At 33.9% G+C, this 23,669-nt stretch carries 22 protein-coding genes and 1 riboswitch; of the genes, 16 read left to right on the forward strand and 6 right to left on the reverse strand.

Features of this window, described 5'->3' with window-relative positions:
* Positions 1-122 precede the first annotated feature (122 nt).
* From AAGV28_RS03630 to AAGV28_RS03695, 14 genes are all read left to right on the forward strand, one after another.
* Positions 123-2,789: a TonB-dependent receptor domain-containing protein gene (locus AAGV28_RS03630; RefSeq protein ID WP_373405459.1), complete on the forward strand. Its 2,667-nt coding sequence runs from the start codon at positions 123-125 to the stop codon at positions 2,787-2,789.
* Positions 2,790-2,877: 88 nt separating this feature from the next.
* Positions 2,878-4,182: an MFS transporter gene (locus tag AAGV28_RS03635; RefSeq protein ID WP_373405460.1), complete on the forward strand. Its 1,305-nt coding sequence runs from the start codon at positions 2,878-2,880 to the stop codon at positions 4,180-4,182.
* A gap of 34 nt (positions 4,183-4,216) precedes the next feature.
* Positions 4,217-5,143 carry a carbohydrate kinase family protein gene (locus AAGV28_RS03640; protein ID WP_373405461.1) on the forward strand — a complete coding sequence of 309 codons (927 nt, stop codon included), beginning with the start codon at positions 4,217-4,219 and terminating at the stop codon, positions 5,141-5,143.
* 16 nt (positions 5,144-5,159) lie between these two features.
* Complete coding sequence (locus tag AAGV28_RS03645; protein WP_373405462.1) at positions 5,160-6,896, forward strand: alpha-amylase family glycosyl hydrolase; 1,737 nt, start codon at positions 5,160-5,162, stop codon at positions 6,894-6,896.
* Positions 6,897-7,295: 399 nt separating this feature from the next.
* The gene (locus AAGV28_RS03650) at positions 7,296-7,943 is read left to right on the forward strand and encodes a queuosine precursor transporter (RefSeq protein ID WP_373405463.1); all 648 of its coding nucleotides are present in this window, start codon (positions 7,296-7,298) and stop codon (positions 7,941-7,943) included.
* A 1-nt stretch (position 7,944) separates the two neighbouring features.
* Entirely contained in the window at positions 7,945-8,505 is a 561-nt protein-coding gene (locus AAGV28_RS03655; RefSeq protein WP_373405464.1) for a DNA-3-methyladenine glycosylase I, read from the forward strand.
* 91 nt (positions 8,506-8,596) lie between these two features.
* Positions 8,597-8,692: riboswitch (TPP riboswitch) on the forward strand.
* A gap of 65 nt (positions 8,693-8,757) precedes the next feature.
* Positions 8,758-8,964 (forward strand): sulfur carrier protein ThiS, encoded by a 207-nt coding sequence (gene thiS / locus AAGV28_RS03660; RefSeq protein ID WP_373405465.1) that lies wholly within the window; start codon positions 8,758-8,760, stop codon positions 8,962-8,964.
* Between the two features lie 120 nt (positions 8,965-9,084).
* A complete protein-coding gene (gene thiC / locus AAGV28_RS03665; protein WP_373405466.1) occupies positions 9,085-10,908 on the forward strand; it encodes a phosphomethylpyrimidine synthase ThiC in 1,824 nt (607 codons plus the stop codon).
* A gap of 60 nt (positions 10,909-10,968) precedes the next feature.
* Positions 10,969-11,577, forward strand: coding sequence for a thiamine phosphate synthase (locus AAGV28_RS03670; protein ID WP_373405467.1), 609 nt, complete (start codon positions 10,969-10,971; stop codon positions 11,575-11,577).
* Positions 11,550-12,305, forward strand: coding sequence for a hydroxymethylpyrimidine/phosphomethylpyrimidine kinase (locus tag AAGV28_RS03675; RefSeq protein WP_373405468.1), 756 nt, complete (start codon positions 11,550-11,552; stop codon positions 12,303-12,305). The genes AAGV28_RS03670 and AAGV28_RS03675 overlap by 28 nt, the downstream gene beginning before the upstream one ends.
* Positions 12,298-12,936, forward strand: coding sequence for a thiamine phosphate synthase (locus AAGV28_RS03680; protein ID WP_373405469.1), 639 nt, complete (start codon positions 12,298-12,300; stop codon positions 12,934-12,936). The genes AAGV28_RS03675 and AAGV28_RS03680 overlap by 8 nt, the downstream gene beginning before the upstream one ends.
* Positions 12,917-13,693 carry a thiazole synthase gene (locus AAGV28_RS03685; RefSeq protein ID WP_373405470.1) on the forward strand — a complete coding sequence of 259 codons (777 nt, stop codon included), beginning with the start codon at positions 12,917-12,919 and terminating at the stop codon, positions 13,691-13,693. Before AAGV28_RS03680 ends, AAGV28_RS03685 begins: the two co-directional genes overlap by 20 nt.
* Before the next feature lie 185 nt (positions 13,694-13,878).
* Positions 13,879-15,000 carry a 2-iminoacetate synthase ThiH gene (gene thiH, locus AAGV28_RS03690; RefSeq protein ID WP_373405471.1) on the forward strand — a complete coding sequence of 374 codons (1,122 nt, stop codon included), beginning with the start codon at positions 13,879-13,881 and terminating at the stop codon, positions 14,998-15,000.
* Between the two features lie 26 nt (positions 15,001-15,026).
* Entirely contained in the window at positions 15,027-15,737 is a 711-nt protein-coding gene (locus tag AAGV28_RS03695; RefSeq protein ID WP_373405472.1) for a HesA/MoeB/ThiF family protein, read from the forward strand.
* Between the two features lie 113 nt (positions 15,738-15,850).
* On the opposite strand, the gene aat is transcribed toward AAGV28_RS03695, so the two are convergent.
* Positions 15,851-16,492, reverse strand: a complete 642-nt coding sequence (gene aat, locus AAGV28_RS03700) for a leucyl/phenylalanyl-tRNA--protein transferase (protein WP_373405473.1) — start codon at positions 16,490-16,492, stop codon at positions 15,851-15,853.
* A gap of 112 nt (positions 16,493-16,604) precedes the next feature.
* Positions 16,605-16,970, reverse strand: a complete 366-nt coding sequence (locus tag AAGV28_RS03705; RefSeq protein ID WP_373405474.1) for a DUF3127 domain-containing protein — start codon at positions 16,968-16,970, stop codon at positions 16,605-16,607.
* Positions 16,971-17,290: 320 nt separating this feature from the next.
* Between AAGV28_RS03705 and AAGV28_RS03710 the strand changes: the two genes are divergently transcribed.
* Positions 17,291-18,439: an ATP-binding protein gene (locus tag AAGV28_RS03710; RefSeq protein ID WP_373405475.1), complete on the forward strand. Its 1,149-nt coding sequence runs from the start codon at positions 17,291-17,293 to the stop codon at positions 18,437-18,439.
* Here AAGV28_RS03710 and AAGV28_RS03715 read toward each other — a convergent pair.
* From AAGV28_RS03715 to greA, 3 genes are all read right to left on the reverse strand, one after another.
* The gene (locus AAGV28_RS03715; protein WP_373405476.1) at positions 18,436-19,608 is read right to left on the reverse strand and encodes a transglutaminase domain-containing protein; all 1,173 of its coding nucleotides are present in this window, start codon (positions 19,606-19,608) and stop codon (positions 18,436-18,438) included. The two genes, AAGV28_RS03710 and AAGV28_RS03715, sit on opposite strands and share 4 nt — an antisense overlap.
* Before the next feature lie 69 nt (positions 19,609-19,677).
* Positions 19,678-20,067 carry an HIT family protein gene (locus AAGV28_RS03720; protein ID WP_373405477.1) on the reverse strand — a complete coding sequence of 130 codons (390 nt, stop codon included), beginning with the start codon at positions 20,065-20,067 and terminating at the stop codon, positions 19,678-19,680.
* 53 nt (positions 20,068-20,120) lie between these two features.
* Positions 20,121-20,597 carry a transcription elongation factor GreA gene (greA, locus tag AAGV28_RS03725; RefSeq protein WP_373405478.1) on the reverse strand — a complete coding sequence of 159 codons (477 nt, stop codon included), beginning with the start codon at positions 20,595-20,597 and terminating at the stop codon, positions 20,121-20,123.
* Positions 20,598-20,759: 162 nt separating this feature from the next.
* On the opposite strand from greA, the gene AAGV28_RS03730 reads away from it, so the two are divergent.
* Positions 20,760-21,209: a Rieske (2Fe-2S) protein gene (locus tag AAGV28_RS03730; protein WP_373405479.1), complete on the forward strand. Its 450-nt coding sequence runs from the start codon at positions 20,760-20,762 to the stop codon at positions 21,207-21,209.
* A 59-nt stretch (positions 21,210-21,268) separates the two neighbouring features.
* On the opposite strand, the gene AAGV28_RS03735 is transcribed toward AAGV28_RS03730, so the two are convergent.
* Positions 21,269-23,452 carry a TonB-dependent receptor gene (locus tag AAGV28_RS03735; RefSeq protein WP_373405480.1) on the reverse strand — a complete coding sequence of 728 codons (2,184 nt, stop codon included), beginning with the start codon at positions 23,450-23,452 and terminating at the stop codon, positions 21,269-21,271.
* Positions 23,453-23,669 lie beyond the last annotated feature (217 nt).

Raw genomic sequence — 23,669 nt, forward strand, 5'->3', positions numbered from 1 at the left:
GAAAACGTTTTCGATGTTTCGAAAACGTTTTCGAAATTTTTTTTTTAAAAAATAAAACAACAATATATATACATTTGATAAAAAAATACCAAATTAATTATTAACTAAGCAATTATTTAACCATGAAAACAAAGATTTCATTATTCGAAAATTGGGGGATAGTCGTAGCCTTATTGCTATTTAACATCTCTTTTTCTCAAAATGCTAATTTATCAGGAACAGTAACTGATGTATCAGGAGCCCCAATTGCTGGGGTGAATATGGCAATAAAAAATGCCAATAAAGCCATTGCCACAGATGCAAATGGAAAATATGCATTTGCAAATTTAAAAAACGGAACTATCAATGTTGTTGCTACATACATTGGATTTAAAACAGAAGAATTTAAAATCACTATCAATGGTAATACCATTCAAAACATTACACTTCTTGAAGATGCAAATGTCCTTGAAGATGTGGTAATTACAGGGGTTGTAAATCCAAAAGCAAAAATTAAATCGAGTGTATCTATTACCACTCTTGGAACAGAACAAGTTACTCAATCTGCACCGAGATCTACCGCTGAAATCTTTAGAACTATTCCGGGGATACGTTCAGAATCTTCTGGAGGAGAGGGGAATTCAAATATTTCTGTGCGTGGTGTACCTATTTCTTCAGGTGGATCTAAATATTTACAACTTCAAGAAGATGGTCTTCCAGTATTATTGTTTGGTGATATTGCATTTGCAACAGCAGATATTTTTACAAGATTTGACGGAAGTATTGCTAAGATAGAAGCCATTCGTGGGGGTTCGGCATCTACTTTATCTTCAAATTCACCTGGGGGTATTATTAACTTTATCAGCAAGACAGGTAAAACAGAAGGAGGAAATATGAGTACTACTTTTGGACTAGACTATGGAAATTTCAGAACCGATTTGGATTATGGAACTAAAATAGGTGATGGATTGTATTTTCACATGGGAGGTTTTTATAGAACAGGCGAAGGTGTTCGAAAAACAGGATTCAACACCAACAATGGTGGACAACTGAAATTTAATATTACAAAAGAATTTGAAAATGGTTCTATCACTGTTTATGCTAAATTCTTAAATGATAGAGCAGCAGCTTACATGCCAATGCCAATAGCAGTTTCTGGGACAAATGCAAATCCTAATTGGAAAAGTGTTGACGGTTATGATGCTACAACAGGTTCTTTACAATCCATTTACTTGACTCACAATGTAGGTCTTGGTCCTGATGGTAATGTACGCCGTGAAGCAATTTCTGACGGAATGAACCCTGTTTCAAAATCAATTGGTGCTAATGCAACTTTTAATTTAGAAAACGATTGGAAAATAACTAACAATATTAGATTTTCTTCTAATTCAGGCGGATTCATTTCACCATTCCCTGCTGAAATTTTAAATTCAACACAAATATTAAATAACGGATTTTCAACAGGATTAGTTAGAGACACAAATGGAAATGCATTAATAGACTATCCAAATGTTTCTTTACAATATGCAAATAACGGAGATAATGTTCAGGCTAATACGTTAATATCCCGAATCCACATGTTCGACACGCAATTAAACAACATGGGTAACTTTATGAACGACCTACGTTTGTCTAAAAAGTTTGATAAAGTAGGTATTACAGCTGGTTTCTTCAAGTCCATGCAAAATATTTCAATGTCTTGGTTATGGAATTCCTACCTTCAAGAAGTTTCAGATACTAATCCTCGATTAATCAATATTAGCAATTCAGCAGGAGATGTTTTATCAGATAACGGATTGTACGCATACGGAACACCTGCATGGGGTAATTTAGCTAGAAATTACGATACACAATACAATGTTTCAGCACCATATATTAACATCTCTGTAGACGCAACAGATAATCTATCCTTAGAAGGAGGTTTACGTTATGACAAAGGAAAAGTTACAGGATCGTTTGCAGGAGGAAATTCAACTGCTTTTGATATCAATAATGACGGAATGATTTCTGTACCTGAACAAAATGTTTATGCAGTTGACAATACTAACCCAACAGCAGTAAACTATGATTACGATTATTATTCATACACTTTAGGAGCCAATTTACTTTTAGCAAGCAGACAATCAGTTTTTGCTAGAATCAGTAGAGGTGCTTCGGCTAAAGCAGATAGAATTTTATTTAGTGGGTTGGATTATTTAAATGGAAATAGAATTAACGCATTAGACTTTTTGTCACAAGCAGAAATTGGTTTTAAACAAAAATTCAATAAAGGATATCTTTATGCTACCGCTTTTCATTCTAAAACTGACGAGGAAGGTGGTTATGAAGTAACTTCAAACAGTATTATCCAAAATAATTACAAATCCATGGGTCTAGAATTAGAATCTGCTTATGATGTAACTGAGCAATTGAACGTGAGAAGTTCTTTGACATACACTAAAGCCGAAATTACTTCAGGAAACAACAATGGAAATGAACCTAGAAGACAACCTAAGTTAATGTACAGTTTTTTACCAACCTATAAATTCACAGATAAAAACACATTAGGTTTAAGTTTTATTGGGCAAACAAAAGCATTTGCACAAGATTCTAATCAATTAGTAATGAATGGATTTGTAATTGTAAATGGATTTGTTGAAGTAGGTATTGCGAAAGGTTTATCCTTAAATGTTTCTGGAAACAACTTATTTAATACCATAGCAATTACTGAAGCAGAAGAGGCAAGCATCACCGAAAATACAGTAAATTATGTTAGAGCAAGATCAATGACAGGAAGATCTATATCTATGGCTTTAGCATATCGATTTTAATTAAGTTGGTTCATAAATGTTAGTTGGTTACCAATTCCTGTACTTTTATAGTACAGGAATTGATTTTTAAAATTTAAAAAATACAATTATGACTTTCTCAAAACCTAAGCTTAGTTTTTGGCAAATTATAAATATGAATGTAGGTTTTTTTGGTATCCAATATAGTTTTGGTTTGCAACAAAGTGCCGTAAATCCTATTTATGATTTTTTAAACGCTAGTCCAGATCAAATTCCGATATTAAATTTAGCAGGACCATTAACCGGTCTAATAATCCAGCCTATAATTGGAGCAATGAGTGATAAAACCTGGCATCCAAGGTGGGGACGAAGAAAACCCTACTTTTTTATAGGTGCTATAATCTGTAGCATTGCATTATTTCTTTTTCCGTTTAGTAGTTCGCTATGGATGGCCGCAGGTTTACTTTGGATATTGGATGTTGGTAACAACACAGCAATGGAACCGTACAGAGCGTTTATTGCTGATAAACTTAATGAAGAACAGCAACCTATAGGTTTTCAGGCACAAAGTTTTTTTACTGGATTTGGGCAGTTCTTGTCTTACATTTCTTTATTTCTTTTCCCAATCGTTTTTGTTGGTTACACAGGCGAATTGCCAAATTGGATCTATGCCTCTTTCTTTCTTGGAGCAGTGCTTTCGGTATCTTCAATTTGGTGGAGCATGAAAAAAACGGCAGAAATTCCGCCTACAGAAGAAGAAATTGAAAAAATGAAATCGGAGCCATTAAATCTCTTTTCACCATTTATAGATATCTATCATGCCGTATTAGAAATGCCAAAAGTAATGTGGCAACTTTTTTTAGTTTATTTATTCCAATGGTATGCTTTAATGTGTTTTTGGCAAAACAATTCTAAAAGTATCGCGCTATCAGTTTGGGACGTTACACCAGCAAATAAAGTAGGCTATGAAAAAGCAGTAGAATGGATGGGATTGATTGGCGCTTTTGGATTTATTATAACTTTTTCAGTAGCATTTTATTTAGCAAAATTAGCTAAAAAGTATAGTCCTAAAATGGTACATTTTGTTTGTCTTTTGTTTGGAGCAGTTTCCTTTTTTCTTTTCCCAAACATACAAAATCAGTATTTATTCCTACCAGTAATTATAGGCTATGGAGTAGCGTGGGCCAGCATGATGGGAATTCCTTATCTGATGGTGGTGACCAATATCCCTAAAGAACGCTATGGAGTTTATATGGGAATTATTAATATGATGATAGTAATACCAATGATTTTTCAAAATATATCTTTTGGTTATGTTTTAAAACATTTTTTAAACAATGATGCACGTTTGGCTATCACTTTTTCAGGAGTACTTTTATTATTAAGTGCAGTTGCTACGCTTTTTATTAAAAACAAAAAAAACGACGCAATTTAAAAATTACTTAGAAAAACCATTAAAAAAAACAATTATGAATAACATAGATATCCTTTGTGTGGGTGAAGTTCTTATCGACTTCATTGGGCATCAATCTGGAGTTATGATTGATAACACTAGAGATTACCACCGTTATTTAGGAGGCTCTCCTACAAATGTCGCTATGAACTCTTCTAGATTAGGTTTAAATGCCACCATGGTAGCAACGGTAGGAAAAGATGGTTTTGGAACTTACATTTTTGACAGACTATCTAGCGTTGGTTTAAATACAGATCATATCAAATGCCTTGATAATAAATCTACCAGCGTGATTTTTGTATCAAGATCCGAAGGAACCCCAGATTTTATTCCGTATCGAGAGGCCGATTATTGTATTGATGAAGAACAAATATCTAAAGAAACATTATCTAAAACTAAGATATTTCATACCACATGTTTTGCTTTAAGCAAGAAACCAGCACAAGAAACCATTTTAAAAAAAGCAGAAGAAGCGTTTAACTTAGGTTGTCAACTGAGCATCGATGTCAATTATGCTAAAAAACTTTGGAACAGTCAAGAAGAAGCACTTCAAGTAATCAAAAACTATTGTAAATTCAATCCATTAATAAAAATTAGTGAAGATGATATGTTACGCCTTTTTGAAAAAGAACTAGCACACGAAGAAATATTTAACTTTTTCCACAATGCTGGTGTTGATATCGTTTGTCTAACGTTAGGAAGCAAAGGTGTCAAACTGTCTCAAAAAGGAAAAGAAATTATTCAATTACCAGCAATTAAAATTGACAAAGTGATTGATACAACTGGTGCAGGAGATGCGTTTTGGTCCGGATTTCTATTTGCCTACATTAAGAAAAAAACAATTAATGAATGTCTTGATATTGCTCTAAAATTAGCTGCACTAAAACTGCAAAATGTAGGTAGATTACCAGACAATATCAATATCTTATCTCAACTATTATAAAGTATTATAAAGCATCATGGAGCAAAATAACAAAACAATAACTAATGGTGTTATGCTTAACGCCTATCCTGACAGTATTGGAACCAAGCTGTGTGACACTATAAGTATGCTTCAAAAACCAGAGTTTAAAGATGTTTTTTCTTTATTCTATGTGTTGCCTACATTTTTTAATAGCGATTTAGACAGAGGTTTTTCTATTATAGATTACAACATTAATACTGATTTAGTTACGTCAGCAGATTTAGATGCCTTAAACGAACTCAATGTTAAATTAAAATTTGACATTGTATTGAACCACCTGTCGGTTGCATCACCTCAATTTAAAGATTTGCTTAAAAATGGAAATCAATCTCTGTATAAAGATTTCTTCATTAACTGGAACGAGTTCTGGGAAGGAAACGGAGAAAAAAACGAGGAAGGTATCATCATTCCAAATGAAGATTTTCTGAACAAACTTTTTATGAGAAAATCAGGCTTGCCTATCTTGAAAGTACGCTTTCCAGATGGAACAGAACAACCTTATTGGAATACCTTTTATCAACAAATAAGCTACAATAAAATTGCTGTTTCTGATTTAGAAAACATAGAGCAACTTACAGCAGAGGAACGCATCATTATTGCTAAAAAAATAAACGATGCCATTGAGCAAAACCAAGAAATAAGCACTATTGATTTCGAAAATAACACTCCATTTAAAAAGGGAATTCTGGAAATCGTTGAACAAAATCGGTCCTATTTAGGACAAATGGATGTAAATGCTGCATCGCCATTAGTGTGGGATTTTTACGAAGAAACCCTAAAAAAACTAAACGACTATGGTTGCAATATCCTTCGCTTAGATGCTTTTGCTTATTTACACAAGCAAATTGGCGAATCGAACTTCTTTAACAAACCGGGCACTTGGGAATATTTAGCGCGAATCAAACAAATTGCAGACAAAAATAATTTAATCCTCTTGCCTGAAATTCATGCAGAGTATGGTTTACATCTACACGATGAAGTAGCGAACGAAGGCTATACTATATATGATTTCTTCCTGCCGGGATTGACCATACACACCATAGAAAATAAATCCAGCAAAGCTTTACTCAGCTGGGCAAAAGAAATTATTTCCAAAGGATACAAGACCGTTAACATGCTGGGTTGTCACGACGGTATTCCTGTTCTAGATTTAAAAGGAAAGGACATAAACGGTGTGCACTACAAAGGATTATTAGAAGATGAGGCTATAGAAAACATCATGAGTACCATCATAGAACGTGGTGGTCGTGTAAAAAATCTTTATGATCCATCGGGGAAAAAGATATCCTATTATCAGGTAAATGCAACATTTTTTAGTGCATTAGGCGAAGACGAACAAAAATTACTGTTGGCCAGAGCTATCCAAATGTTTATGCCTGGAATACCTCAAGTTTGGTATCTCGATATTTTTGCTGGAAAAAATAATTACGAAGCAGCAGATCAGGGTGGCAGTGCAGGTCACAAAGAAATCAACCGTACCACATTAAGTCTACAAGACATTGAGCATGGACTAAAAACAGATGTTGTAAAAAAACAATTGGAGATCATTCGTTTAAGAAACACTTCAAGTGCATTTTTAGGCAAAGTAGAAATTGAGGATTCAAATGAGGATTCAATGGTTATCAAGTGGAGCAACAATACTACCATAGCATACTTAGAAGCCGACCTTAAAACCAATAAATTCACCATACAGCATACCGAAAACCAAAATACTAAAACAATGATTTTTTAAAGACCATTGAATACCAATCACCTTTGAATAGTTCAAAATAATGTAGAAAAATACTATAGAAACTCGTTGGGTGAAATTGTTTTTGGATATTAAATTTTCGTCAGTTCGAGTGAATTTTCAGAAAACGCGACAGCTTTTTCGGAAAATTTGTATCGAGAACAAGAAAATATTGAATAGAAAACGGTTCTCGATACATTTTTCGCTTCATTCATTACGCAAAAAAAACTCGAACTGACGTTTTTGATAATTTCACCCAACGGGTTATAGAACTTAAACTAAATAAGTCAGTCTCATTTTATATTACTTTAAAATGGAACTGACTTATTTGATTTCTACAGAATGCAATAATTTAGTTTCTAAAAATAAAAAACTAAATTTGGTTGAACCAAAACTAGAAGTATGTTTCAATCCAGAAAAGACATGGTATATCTAATTCTCGCTGGAATATTTATCACCAATGCCGTTGTTGCCGAATTAATTGGCGGAAAACTCATTTACATAGGACCTTATTTAATGAGTGTCGGTATTCTACCCTGGCCCGTTGTTTTTTTAACCACCGATTTAATCAATGAATATTTTGGTCAAAAAGGAGTAAAAAAACTATCCCTAATCACCGCTTGTCTTATCGCTTATTGTTTTATGCTGTTGTATGCTGCGCTGCAAATTCCTGCCGTAAAAGGCGAAGGACTTGTTACGGATACCCAATTCAATGGTGTTTTTGGTCAAAGTATGTGGATTATTATAGGAAGTATTACTGCATTTTTAGTTTCTCAATTTATAGATGTTAGCATTTTTCATTTTGTAAAAAACAGAACAGGAAACAAAATGATTTGGCTAAGAAGTACTGGTTCAACAGTAATCTCACAATTATTTGATAGTTTTATTGTATTGGGAATTGCTTTTTGGATGACCGGAAAAATTTCTACATCCGATTACATTGCTTCGGCATTTACTGGGTATTTTGTAAAATTAATCATTGCTATTTTACTCACGCCACTAATATACCTTGGCCGTTCAATTATTGAAAAATACATTCATAGTAAATAATATGGAAAACAAAACACGTTGTCCTTGGTGCGAAAAAGACGATTTATATCGAAAATATCATGATGAAGAATGGGGAATTCCAGTTTATGACGACCCAACATTATTCGAATTTTTAATACTCGAAACCTTTCAAGCAGGCTTAAGTTGGTACACGATTTTATCCAAAAGAGAAAATTTTCGCAAAGCTTTTAACAATTTCGATTACAAAAAAATAGCTCAATATTCTGAGGACAAAATACAGGAATTGCTTTTGGATTCAGGTATTATTCGAAACAAACTCAAAGTTTATTCTGCAGTTTCTAATGCTATTGCATTTATGAAAATTCAGGAAGAATTTGGAAGCTTTTCGAAATACATTTGGGACTTTGTAGATGGCAAACCCATTGACAACAAACTCCAAAGCCTAAAAGAGATTCCTTCCACTACACCACTTTCGGATGCTATTAGCAAAGATTTAAAAAAGCGTGGTTTTAAATTTGTTGGTTCCACTGTAGTTTATGCACACATGCAAGCCACTGGAATGGTTAACGACCATATAGCCGATTGCTGGACAAGAAAATAGCAAACGGTGTTCAGTTTAGAAGTATTCAGTATAAAATTGTTAAACTTCTAACTTCTAAAATCTTTTTTCTAACTTTTTCATTACATTTGTCAAACAACTTTAGGGGTGTCTGCAATCGCAGGCTGAGATTTTACCCTCTGAACCTGATCTAGTTCATACTAGCGTAGGGAAAAGTAAGATGACTTCCATAGTCCCATTTTTTGGGCACTCTGTAGCCATTCCTAAAGTATTTTTATCTAAAAAATTAAAGGAATGGAACTAAAAATCAACAACAAAATCAAACAATTTCAAGCAGATGCACTAAGCATTCAAGCCTTGCTCGATATTGAAATTCCACAAAAACAAAACGGTATTGCCGTAGCCATCAACAATAACGTTATTCCAAAATCAAACTGGAATAGCCACCTCCTATCCGAAACTGACGATATTTTAATTATTTCTGCTACACAAGGAGGATAGTCATTTTTAAATTCCAATCCCGAAGCCTCGGGATAAACTCCAAATTCCAATTTATTCCTAGAAACTAGAGAATACTCGAAAACGTATAACTCACAACACATAACTCATAACTTCACAAATATGAACAACGAAGAAAAAATATCAAGACAACCCTTCCCAAATTCGACAAAAGTGTATATCGATGGAGAAATTCACCCGATAAAAGTCGCTATGCGCGAAATTTCGCTTGCAGATACTAAACTATCAAATGGCCGAATAGAAAAAAATCCAGCCGTAACTGTTTACGATACTTCTGGTCCCTACACCGATCCCAATATCGAAATTGATGTTCGCAAAGGATTGCCTCGCATCCGTGAACAATGGATTCTAGACCGTAATGATGTAGAAGAACTAACCGAAATCACTTCAAATTATGGTAAAGAACGCTTGACTGACGAAAAGCTAAATCACTTGCGTTTTGAATATTTACACAAACCAATGCGTGCCAAAAAAGGAGCGAATGTTTCCCAATTGCATTATGCAAAAAAAGGAATTATTACTCCCGAAATGGAATACATTGCCATTCGTGAAAACCAGCGTATTGAACTATTAGAAAATCAAACCAAAGCGATGCAATGCCAGCACGCAGGACATAGTTTTGGAGCGAATACACCAAAAAGCAAAATTACAGCCGAATTTGTTCGTAGCGAAATTGCAGCAGGACGTGCTATTATCCCCAACAACATCAACCACCCGGAAAGCGAACCAATGATTGTGGGTCGTAATTTTTTAGTGAAAATTAATGCCAATATTGGGAATAGCGCAGTCACTTCAAGCATCGAAGAAGAGGTAGAAAAAGCCGTTTGGGCTTGTCGTTGGGGTGCTGATACCATTATGGATTTATCCACAGGAAAAAACATTCACGAAACCAGAGAATGGATTATCCGTAATTCTCCGGTGCCAATTGGAACAGTACCAATTTACCAAGCATTAGAAAAAGTAAACGGTGTAGCCGAAGATTTGACTTGGGAAATTTTCCGCGATACCTTAATCGAACAAGCAGAACAAGGCGTTTCTTATTTCACTATTCACGCGGGTGTTTTATTACGTTACATTCATTTAACAGCTAATCGTGTTACCGGAATTGTCTCTCGTGGCGGTTCGATTATGGCCAAATGGTGTTTGTTCCACCATAAAGAAAACTTTTTGTACACTCATTTCGAAGAGATTTGCGAAATTATGAAACAATACGACGTTGCTTTTTCATTGGGAGACGGTTTACGTCCGGGTTCTATTGCAGATGCCAACGATGCCGCACAATTCGCCGAATTAGAAACACTGGGAGAACTGACAAAAATTGCCTGGAAACATGATGTACAAGTATTTATTGAAGGTCCAGGTCACGTACCGATGCACATGATTAAAGAAAATATGGACAAACAATTGGAACATTGTGACGAAGCTCCATTTTACACTTTGGGTCCATTAACTACTGACATTGCTCCGGGTTATGACCACATTACTTCTGCTATTGGAGCAGCAATGATTGGCTGGTATGGTTGTGCGATGTTGTGTTATGTTACACCAAAAGAGCATCTTGGTTTACCTAACAAAAAAGACGTTAAAGACGGAGTAATCACTTATAAAATTTCAGCTCACGCTGCCGATTTAGCCAAAGGTCACCCAGGAGCACAATACCGCGACAATGCGCTGAGCAAAGCCCGTTTCGAATTCCGTTGGGAAGACCAGTTCAACTTATCATTGGATCCAGATACTGCTCGAGAATTTCACGATGAAACCTTACCTGCGGATGGTGCTAAAGTAGCGCATTTCTGCTCGATGTGTGGACCAAAATTCTGCTCTATGAAAATTTCTCAGGAAATTCGTGACGTTGCCGAAGCCGAGAAAGGAATGGCAGCAAAATCAGAAGAGTTTGTGGAACAGGGAAAAGAAATTTATATTTAGAATAATTGAAAAATTAAATGATTTAACAATTTAAAAATTCTTGAATTTAAACCATTTTAAATGTTTAAATCTTTAAATCTAAAAATGATTGTAATCACAAGTCCAATTCAAATAGCAAACGAAATCAAAACCATTCATGCTCTTTTTGAGTCTGGATTGGAGTTGCTTCATATCAGAAAACCTGATTTTTCAGCGGAAGAAATCAAAACTTTTGTCACTGCAATTGGATTGGAATATAGCTACAAAATGGTTTTACACAGCCATCATCAATTAGCGCTAGAATTAGGAATAAATAGAATTCATATGAACCCTGTCAGAGTTTTTAACTCTGACAGGGTTATTCCTCAAAAAAATACTTTTTCAACATCAACTCATTCGATAGATGAATTTAATTCACTATCAAACGACTACGAATATGCTTTTTTAAGCCCTGTTTATAAAAGTATTTCAAAAGAAAATTACAGCTCAAAAATTGATTTATTAGAAGCAATAAAAGAAAGAACCAATTTCAACACAAAACTCGTAGCGCTAGGAGGAAACGAAGCTCAGAATATAAAAAAAACACTAGATGCTGGTTTTGATGATGTAGCCCTTTTAGGCACTATTTGGAACACCAACCAACCCATAAAAAATTTCGAATTATGTCAACAAATCGTCCTTTTGTACTAAGCATTGCTGGTTTTGATCCTTCGGCTGGCGCTGGAGTTTTGGCAGATATTAAAACTTTCGAACAACATCAGGTGTATGGTTTTGCCATTAATACGGCAAACACAATTCAAACCGAAAATGAATTTGTAGCCATACAATGGACGGATTTGGATTTTGTTTTGCAATCTGTTCAAAAAATATTTAGTTCTTACGACATAAAAGCCGTGAAAATTGGTATTGTTCCTTCTTTAAATTATTTAAAAGCAGTTGTTTTTTTGATCAAAAAGCTTTCGCCAAAAACAAAAATAGTTTGGGACACCGTTTTAAAATCCACCACTGAATTTGATCTTTTGAAAATTGAAAATCAAAACGATTTGGTTGCTATTTTAAACGAAATAGATTTAATAACACCTAATTATGATGAAATTTTAAAATTAGATTCTAAAGAAAAATCAATCGAGGTTATTACCGAAAAACTATCCAAAAACTGTACTATTTTATTAAAAGGAGGACATCATCCCACGGAAATTGGTACCGATTATTTACATACATCAAATCAATTTTTTAGACTAGAGTCTAAAAACGCCAAAATTCACCCAAAACACGGTTCGGGCTGTGTTTTATCAGCAGCAATTACCGCTAATTTGGCATTAGACCAAGAGCTTTTAACAGCCTGTAAAAATGCGAAAAGTTATACTGAGAACTTTTTATTGTCAAACCCAACTCAAATAGGATATCATTATGTTTAATCGTTTACAATACATATCACAAGGAAATACAGTTGAAGAACAATTGTATAACATTCATCAAGCTTTGGATCACGGTTGCGATTGGATTCAAATGCGTTTCAAAAATGCTACTTCCGAAGACACTTTCACTTTGGCGGAAGCCTTAAAAATCTTGTGTCAGGAATACTTAGCCACTTTTATCATCAACGACAACGTAGCATTAGCAAATGAAATTGATGCTGACGGCGTACACTTAGGATTAAACGATATGGGAATAGCTAAGGCCCGAGAGATTTTAGGAAATTCAAAAATCATCGGCGGAACAGCCAACACCTTCGAAGACATCCAAAATCATGTACAAAAGGGTTGTGATTATATAGGTTTAGGTCCTTTTCGTTTTACAAAAACCAAAGAAAAACTAAGTCCGATTTTAGGTTTAGATGGTTACCAAAACATTTTGAAACTATTAAAAGAACATCAAATAAAAACACCAATTTACGCAATTGGAGGCATTTTGACTGACGATGTCGATTCGATTATAAAAACAGGAATTCATGGTATTGCCGTTTCTGGGTTGATTACAAAAAGTGATAATAAAACAAAATTAATAACCGCACTTAACGAGAAATTATATGGAAACGTCATTGTTTAAAATAGGAGATAAAACCTTTGAATCACGCTTGTTTTTAGGAACAGGAAAATTCGGTTCCAACCAACAAATGGAAGAAGCTATTTTGGCATCTGGGAGCGAGTTGGTTACCGTAGCGCTAAAACGTATCGATTTAGAAACCGATACCGATGCTATTTTATCGCATTTAAAACATCCGAGAATCAATTTATTACCCAATACTTCGGGAGCAAGAAATGCGAAAGAAGCTGTTTTTGCAGCACAATTAGCTAGAGAAGCTTTGGAAACCAATTGGCTTAAACTAGAAATCCATCCCGATCCAAGATATCTTTTGCCAGACCCGATTGAAACCTTAAAAGCCACCGAAGAATTAGCAAAATTAGGATTTATCGTTTTGCCATACATTCATGCCGATCCTGTTTTATGCAAACGTTTGGAAGATGCCGGAACATCAGCCGTAATGCCTTTGGGTTCACCAATTGGAAGTAACAAAGGATTAAAAACAATCGATTTTTTAGAAATTATTATCGAACAATCTAAAGTCCCTGTAATCATCGACGCAGGAATTGGAGCACCTTCTGATGCCGCAAAAGCAATGGAATTAGGCGCTGATGCTGTTTTAGTTAATACTGCTATTGCTGTAGCGGGAAATCCAAAACTGATGGCTGAAGCTTTTGCAGCAGCGGTAATTGCAGGACGAAAAGCATACGAAGCCCAATTAGCACAAAAGGTAAATCGAGCGGTGGCTTCAAGTCCTTTGACGGCATTTTTATATGAATAATCATTTAACCACAAAGAGTTTTTTACCGCAAAGTTCGCAAGGTTTTTTCGCAAAGTTCACAAAGCTTTGCGAACTTTTTAGTCAGAAATAAAAACCTCCGCTTAACAAACTTTGCGTAAATCTTAGTTCCCTTTGCGGTGAAAAAATTATAGGTAAAAACTCTTTGTAGTAAAAAACCAAATCCAATGAACACATTCAAATCGGTTTTTGAAAAATACGACTGGAATACAATTCAAACCAAGATCTTTCAAACGTCCGCAAAGGAAGTAGAAAATGCTTTAACGAAAACCAAACGAAATCTCGATGATTTTCTAGCTTTGATTTCGCCTGCTGCTCAGCCGTATTTGGAACAAATGGCGCAGCTAAGTCATGAATTGACCAAAAAAAGATTTGGGAAAACAATCCAAATGTATGCTCCACTGTATCTTAGTAACGAATGTCAGAACATTTGTACCTATTGTGGTTTTAGTCTGGACAACAAAATCAAACGAAAAACCCTTACGGATTCAGAAATAAAATTAGAAATCGAAGCTTTGAAAAAAGCAGGATTTGATCATGTTTTATTGGTAACGGGAGAAGCTAATTATACTGTAAACATAAATTATTTCTTGAATGCTATTGAACAAATAAAAAATGATTTTTCGACTATTTCTGTAGAGGTCCAGCCTTTAACCACAGAAGAATACGAACAATTGCACCAAGCTGGAGTGTACTCCGTTTTGGTTTATCAGGAAACCTATCACAAGGAAGTTTACAAACAATATCATACTAAAGGAAAAAAATCCAATTTCGATTTTCGTTTAGAAACACCAGACCGAATTGGGAAAGCAGGAATTCACAAAATAGGTTTGGGCGTTTTGTTAGGATTAGAAGATTGGCGCACCGATAGTTTTTTTAATGCTTTACACTTGGATTATTTGCAAAAGACCTATTGGCAAACCAAATATTCTGTTTCTTTCCCGAGATTGCGTCCTGCCGAAGGAATTATTGAACCTAATTTTATCATGGACGACAAAGATTTGACGCAGTTGATTTGTGCTTATCGGTTATGGAATGAGGATTTAGAGATTTCCATATCGACTCGCGAGAATGAAAAATTCAGAAATAATATTATTCCGCTTGGCACAACGAGTATGAGTGCTGGTTCCAAAACCAATCCTGGCGGTTATGTAGTGGATCCGCAATCTTTGGAACAATTTGAGATTAGTGACGAACGCACTTCTTTTGAAATTGCAAATATTATTTCAAAAACTGGATACGAACCCGTTTGGAAAGATTGGGATAGAACTTTTGATTCTAGATTTTAGATTAACGATTTTAGATTGCAGATATAATGAGCGTAATACAAGATTTCTTAAGATACAATCGCCAAGTGATTTTACCTGAAATTGGCGATGAGGGACAAGAAAAACTAAAAAAAGCCAAAGTTCTAGTCATTGGTGCAGGCGGTTTAGGCTGTCCTATTTTACAATACATTTCGACCGCAGGAGTGGGAACTATTGGCATTATTGATTTTGACAAAATAGAAATTCATAATCTACATCGCCAGCTTTTGTATACCGAAGACCAAATAGGATTACCAAAAGCGACAACAGCAAAAGCGACTGTTGAAAAGCTAAATCCGTTAATTGTAGTTCAGGCTTTCGAAGAAAAACTAACCACAGAAAATGCTTCCAAAATAATAGCTGATTTTGATATTGTAGTCGATGGTTCTGATAATTTTAGTACCCGCTATTTAGTCAATGATACTTGTGTGACTCTAGAAAAAACACTGGTTTATGGCAGTATTTTAGGTTTCGAAGGACAAATTGCTGTTTTCAATCATCAGGGAAGTAAAAATTTGCGTGATTTATTTCCGGAACCGCCTAACCCTAAAGATGTACCTAATTGCAGTTTCAATGGTGTTTTAGGAACTTTACCTGGAATGATAGGCACGATGATGGCGCACGAAACTTTGAAATTAATTATTGGTTTACCCAGTTTAAAAAATGAATTAGTATTGTTTAAAACTTTGGATTGGAGTTTTGTGAAGTTGAATTTCTAGAAGTAACTTTAAAAAAGAACACGGATTTAAGAAATTCAAAAAATCTTAAAAATTTCTTTGTGAATCTTTGCGAAAAAACTTTGTTCCCTTTGCGGTAAAAAAAGTAACACAGATTAAATACTATTTTTAAGTATCGCCATAAATTCCTCGCGCTCAATTTCGCGACAACCTAAACTTTCTAAATGAGAATTATAAACCTGACAATCGAGCAGTTTGTAATTCTCCTTTTTTAATTGGTTAACTAAAGCAATAAAAGCCACTTTGGAAGCATTCGAAACCAAAGAAAACATACTTTCACCACAAAAAACATGTCCTAAATCAACGCCATACAAACCGCCGACTAAGATGTCATCTTGCCACACTTCAACTGACTTTGCAATACCCAATTCGTGTAATTTACAATAAGCTTCAATCATATCATTTGTAATCCAAGTTCCGTTTTGACCGTCACGTTTTACATTCTGACAATTCGAAATCACCTCTCTGAAATTCTGATTGAATGTTACCTTAAAAATATTTCTGTTCAGAATATTTCGCATGCTTTTAGAAACAATCAATTCGTCTAAAAACAAAACCATTCTTGGGTTTGGCGACCACCACGTTATTGGCTCAGCATCTTCAAACCAAGGAAATATACCGCTTTTATAAGCTAATTGTAAACGTTCAGGAGATAAATCGCCTCCTATCCCAATAATTCCAGAAGAATGAGCTAAATGAACTGACGGAAAAAATAAGTCTTCGGATAAGTAAAACATTTTTAAAATTTCAATGGCAATGACAAAAATCAAATCAAAAAAAGAAATTCCAAATTTCAATTAAAAAATAGTTAATTGGAATTTGGAATTTTATAAATTCAGAATTTAATTCTTAGAAAGGCAAATCATCTGGCTCGTCTTCGTTTAAGTTTGTTGCTGGAGCAAAAGCAGGAGCAGCTGGCATTGGAGCAGAAGGTGCTTCAGCAGCCATTTTCTCGATTCTCCAGCCTTGGATACTATTAAAATACCTTGTTTCTCCTTGTGGATTTACCCATTCTCTACCTCTTAAATTGATAGAAACTTTTACTGCTTCGCCAATATTGTAATTGTTCAACAAATCACATTTGTCTTGTGTAAACTCAACTAAAATATGTTGAGGATATTGCTCCTCTGTAGTAACAACTAATTCTCTTTTTCTAAATGAGGCACTAACTTGTTGCTCTGGATTAACGACTTTAATTTTTCCTGTAACTTCCATCTTCGTTATTTTAATTGTTATTTGATTATTATTTTTCCCAATAGTATTTCTTTTAGAAACACATCATTTTCATTCAAGCCATTTAACTTAGAAAGCAAAACTCTTTTACAGAAAAATATTGAATATACAAATATAGTAACTTCTTCTATCTGACAATAACGTTTGTTTTACAATTTCAGTTTTAATTTTTAATTGCTGTCAAACAAGGAAGTTTCAAGCGAAGTTAAATCCTTTTTGGACAACAAATCAACCCAAAAACTTAAAAAAACTAAAATAATACTACTACTATTTCGTTATATTTATGGCTCAAAATATCATTTATGCAATTTTCTGACAAAAGAAATACAGGACGATGGATTCTAATTTTTGCTTCATTTCTTATCATTTCCTTAATTCTTTGGAACACTTATACTTTTTTTCAGATTTTTAAAAATGAAGAACGTCTGAAAATGAATCTTTTGGCCAAAGCCCAAAAAACGCTTATCAATGCTGATGAAAATACCGATGTAGAACTTCCACTCCAAATTTTCAAAGACAACACTTCTATTCCGGTTATTCTTACCGAAAATGACAGCATTATTAATACTATTAATATTGACGAAAACATTGTAAACGATAAAGAAAAAGCAAAAGTTTTTTTATCGAATTTAGAAAAAGAAAACGAACCCATTATCATTGAATATGCTCCAAAAAAATTCCAAAAATGGTATTACGGTAATTCGGCTTTGCTCAATAAACTGAAATATTATCCTATAGCTTTGTTGTTGATTATTTTCTTGTTCTCGGCATTGATTTATTATTTCTACCGAAGTACAAAAATTGCTACTCAAAACAAACTTTGGGCAGGAATGGCTAAAGAAACGGCACACCAAATAGGCACGCCCCTTTCTTCATTAATTGGTTGGGTCGAAATCTTAAAATCTGAAAACATTGATGAATCAACGACTTCCGAAATTGAAAAAGATATTGATCGATTGCAAACCATTACCGATCGTTTTTCAAAAATTGGTTCAGAACCTGTTTTAGAAAAAAGAAATATTATTGAAGAAACCTTACAAACCTACAACTACCTTCAGTCGCGGTTTTCTAAACAAATTGAATTTTCTTTTGAAAGTCCAACATCATCAATCTATACGATGCTGAATCCTACCTTGCACAGTTGGACCATAGAAAACCTGATTAAAAACGCCATTGATGCCATGAAAGGAAAAGGCAAAATTGCTGTCAAGATAGAAGAAGATGCGCTTTTTGTAAAAATAAATGTTAGCGATACAGGTATTGGGATTCCAAAAAATCAATTCAAAACTGTCTTCGAACCCGGATTTACTACTAAAAAAAGAGGTTGGGGATTAGGACTTTCTTTGACCAATAGAATTGTAAAAGAATACCACAAAGGGAACATCAAAGTTTTACATTCTGAAATTGGCAAAGGAACCACCATGCAAATTAGTTTCAAAAAACTAATTTAGTTTAAAGGTATTCCTAACCAAGATATTTTTGAGAACATTGTTTTTCTAATCAATTTAGATTTACTCAAATAGTCTTTTACAAATGCAGCATGTTCATCTGCCTGAACTAAAGCTTGTGCAATGGTCTTTTTTACCGAAGTTAAATTAGATGCATTTTCTGCTCCAACAGTTCCAATCTTAAAAATATCGTTTTGGCATTTTGCCAATTTCTCTCTTGGAGTTTGAATCATTTTACTAATCGCTTCATCCGAAAAAGCAGGTTTGAATTTTTTATTTCGATACATTATAAAATCATTCAACTGCATCAATGCTTCATTGAGTTCATTAACAATCGTATTCAATTTCTCAATATTTGCATTTTGGATTACATTATTCCACTGATTCTTTTTAACGTTATGGTATTCTATAATCATGGCATTTTTCAAACCGTTTTTTTCTACTCGTACAGCCGATTCAAACAACTGGTCGTTGTCGGATATTTTATAATAAAGAGCTATTTCTTTCTCATAATCAAAATACTTTTTAGTTTTATCTACTTGTATTTTCCCTGCATAAAACTCTGCATTGGTAACAGGATAATTCGAAAATTGCCATAAATAATCAAATGGCATGTGCGAAGCAATTATTTTAGAAGGTTCGACTTTAAAATAAGCATTATTTAATTTCTTTATAAACTTGCCATTGGTTACACCACCAGCTCCCCAGGTAGGATCAAACACAAACCATTTATTGTCAATTTGAGCCGCACACCAGGCATGAGATAAGTTATCAATCTTTCCGTTTTGTTTGGTATAGCCTTCAATTATTCGACATTTAATTCCAATTTTATTTGAAATATCGTTGAAAACCTCAGCATAATGAATACAAACTCCTTTCTTGGATTTTAATGTATTATCTATTTTTTGCTGTGCTGATTCGAATTGATTTGGCGCAAGCATATTGGGCACATCATAACTGATATTAGTAGCTGTCCAATAGAAAACTGCTCTGATTTTTTCAGTATCTGTTTTAAAATTATCCGTTATATATTTTGCAATTCCTGTTGTTGAAGTAGTCAAATCCACTGGAATTTTGGAAATCTTATTATCAATATCAGTATAAATTGTTTTAGTTTGAGCAACACTAAAAACAGATAAAAACAAAAATATAAAAGGAACAATTTTTCTCATATTAGTTGAGTTTTTTATATAAAAAAACACGAAAAAAATTCGTGCTTTTATTTTATGCCATTTAACAGATTATAGATTAGATCGAATTTCCTGAGCTAAGTTTTCAAATTCTTCTTTGCTTAAAACTTCTTTTTTCTGAAAACGAATGTCATCCATTGTATTTAATGGAATCAAATGAACGTGAGCATGCGGAACTTCAATGCCAATAACGGATACTGCAATTCGGTTGCAGGGAATGGTTTTTTCTAAAGCAAGTGCCACCTTTCGTGAAAAGTGCATTAATCCTAAATAATGGGCTTCATCCATATCAAAAATCTTATCGACTTCAAATTTTGGAATACACAAAGTATGTCCTTTTGCATTAGGATTAATATCTAAAAAAGCAAAATAGTTATCATCTTCAGCAATTTTATAACATGGAATTTCTCCGTTTACTATTTTGGTAAATATCGAACTCATAGTTTAATTTTAAAAAATCTATATCGTGAGATTGCTTCGTTCCTCGCATTGACTTAGTCTCGGGAAATTTCTAAAATTTCAAATTTCAAAACACCATTAGGCACATTAATTTCAGCAACTTCACCTATTGATTTCCCTAACAGTCCTTTTCCAATAGGAGAAGTAACCGATATTTTTCCTGTTTTCAAATCGGCTTCACTTTCGGCAACTAAGGTGTATTTCATTTCCATACCATTAGCCTGATTCTTAATTTTTACATTAGATAATACCAACACTTTAGACAAATCCAAATGTGTTTCATCAATCAAACGAGCATTGGCATGAACTTCCTCTAGTTTGGCAATTCTCATTTCTAACATTCCTTGTGCTTCTTTGGCAGCATCATATTCTGCATTTTCAGATAAATCACCTTTATCTCTTGCATCTGCTATATCTTGAGATGCTTTAGGACGCATCACCGTTTTTAAATAATCTAATTCTTCTCTTAATTTCTTTAATCCTTCTGCCGTGTAATAAGATACTGTACTCATAACTTCATCATTTTATAAAATAGAAAAAATCCCATCGGAACGGGATTTCTTTCCACAAAGATAATATATTTTTTTATAGTCTATAATTATATGTTAACCATATAATATTTCAAATGTAAATAAATTAAATTTGTTTAAACAATTCTTTTGATATTTTTTAAAATGAAAAAAACAAGCCTGATACTCCTTCTTACAATTTTGCTTTATAGCTGTAGCGATAATTTTAGCAATAATAATCCTTACATTCCTAACTATACTTTTAGCACAACCATCAATCTTAATTTAGCCCAATTTTCAGATCTTAAGTTTGTAAGTAATGCTGTTTATATTGGCCAACCTGGCGTAGGGGTGAAAGGAATTTATGTGTTTAACACAGGTAGTGGCTACAATGCTTTTGATGCCACCTGTCCAAACCAGACTTTGAGTGATTGTTCTACAGTGGCTTTCAAAAAGCTCGACTCATCAGATCCGTTAAAAGTTGATAAAACAACTGTTGTTTGCCCTTGCGATAAAGAAGAATACAGCTTATTTACCGGTCAGGGAAAACTACAATATCCTTTAAAACAATATCGGGTAGAAGTAAACGGAAACCTCCTTCGAGTATACAATTAAAGCAAAAAAGCCTGAAAAAATTAAATTTTCAAGCTTTTTTAAATATAAAAAACTACAAATTAAAACTTCAATGTTAGTCCCGCTAAAAAGTTAATTCCTGCTTGCGGATAATAGTACGGATAAACATCCCACATATAGCCATTTGAAACGTATTTTTTATCTAGAAAGTTATTCACTAAACCAGTTATCATTATAGATTTGAAAATGGATTTTGGTTTTATTTCGAAAGAAACATTCAAATCGTTAACAAAATAATCCGCTAACTTTGCTTCTGGCAATTCGATGTTGTTCATGAATTGCTCGCCAACAAATTTCTGCAATAACGAAATGTGTAAATTTTGAATCGGACTGTAAACAATAATATTTCCTGCAATAATTTCTGGAGAATAGGCAATTTTAGTAGTTCCGTAATTTTGACCTTCAACAGCCAAATCAACATTTTTGTTACTACTTAAAGTAAAATTAGGGCGAAGAATAAATTTTTCTGAAACTGCAATTGTTGCATCAACTTCAAAACCTAAACGGTAACTTTTATCTGTATTGGAACGAATTGGCGCTCCTACATCATCTAATCTTCCCGTTAAAATCAACTGATCTCTATAACCCATATAATAGAAATTAGAATTCAACTGGAATTTATCTGAATTGAATCTCCATCCTAATTCAAAATCATTTAGCTTTTCAGGTTTTACGTTTCCGCCTTCGTAATCAGTTCTGTTTGGTTCACGATTGGCTCTAGCATAAGAAAAGTAAAGATTGTTTTTTTGATTTATTTCGAAATTTAAACCAGCCTTTGGATTAAAGAAATTGAAAGAATCATCAACTAGTCCTGTATCCGCACCATTGGCTTTGTAAGTTACATTTCGATATTGCAAATCGCCATAAAAACTTAATTGTTGTGTGATTTGATAATTGGCTTTGGCAAAAATATTTCCATCCGTTTTTGACGAAAAATCATCATAATAATGATCTCCTAATTCTGTTGGACCAGAATTTCTTGCCCAAATCACTTTGCCAAAATGATCTCCTTCGTACTTATTCCAGCCTCCGCCAACGATAACATCTAATTTCTCCTCTTTATATTTTACAGAAAAAGTAGTTCCATAAAAATCATTGTCTAACCACTTTTGACGAATTAAATCAGTTCCAGGAACTAAGTCACCATTATCATTTTCAACCATTTTAGTTGACTGAATTGATCCATAGCCCTCAACTGGTTCATCATTTTTATAATTTTCAAAATAACCCTTCCCTTTTGTATAATGAAAAGCTAAATTAGTACTCCATTTATCGGATAACGATTCGTTCCAATGCAATTGATAATGATCTTGATTGTAATTATCAGTTTCATTATCGTAGTAACGAATATTTCCTGCTTCATCTGTGTATTCTCCAGCAGAATTATACGTACGGTTTTCAGCTAAAGTTTGAGCATCAATTCCATTCCATGACTGATAAGTTTGCTGAGTACCACCAAAAACTAATGCTTTAATTAAAGTGGTTTTACCAATATAAGTTCCCTGAAGAAAGTACGATTTTAAATCAGAACTAGCACGATCCACAAAACCATCCGATTGTATTGTAGACAAGCGTCCAGCCAATTCAAAATGATCATTTAATAAACCTGTACTGAATTTTACTGAATTTTTATTGGAATTAAAACTTCCGTAAGAACTTGAAATTTCTCCAGTTGGTTTTGATGCGTAATTGTCAGTCAACATATTCAAACTGGCTCCAAAAGCTCCAGAACCATTTGTAGAAGTTCCAACACCGCGTTGCAATTGCAAACTTTCTACTGAAGAAGCAAAATCAGGCATATTTACCCAAAAAGTTCCCTGACTTTCGGAATCATTGTATGGAATTCCATTGATGGTTACGTTTACTCTGGTAGCATCGCTTCCACGAACTCTAATTCCGGTATATCCTATTCCTCCACCTGCATCAGAAGTGGTAACAACCGACGGCAGATAATTCATTAAAATTGGAATATCCTGTCCTAGGTTTCTGAATTTAATTTCTTTTTTATCCATGTTACTAAACGTAACCGGAGTTTTAGAAGTTACACGAATAGCCGAAACCAATACCTCATCGAGTCGGTTTACTGGTACTGTATCTTTGACTTGGGAAAAAGAGGTTACTGAAAAAAGAGAAAAGAAAATAGAAAAAAGAAAAAGGAATTTGTAATTTGACGCCTTAGCATCTTTGTAACTTAGTACCTGAGTACCTTTAAAAATAATATTCATTCGTAATTATTTTACGAATAAAAGGGGGAATTATTCTTTTTGTTATTTAATAAATAGATTTGTTCAACTAATAAACCAATAGTATTTACTATTAATTTATTGTATTTTCCCTTAGCAACATTACTTGCTCAGGTTCGTTGGGTATGATCTCAGCTTCATTCTGAACTTGTTTCAGAATCTGAAATAAATTCAGATTTAAGCACCCCTTTGAGACAGT

Source organism: Flavobacterium zubiriense (assembly GCF_041729725.1).
GTDB classification, from domain to species: Bacteria; Bacteroidota; Bacteroidia; order Flavobacteriales; family Flavobacteriaceae; genus Flavobacterium; species Flavobacterium zubiriense.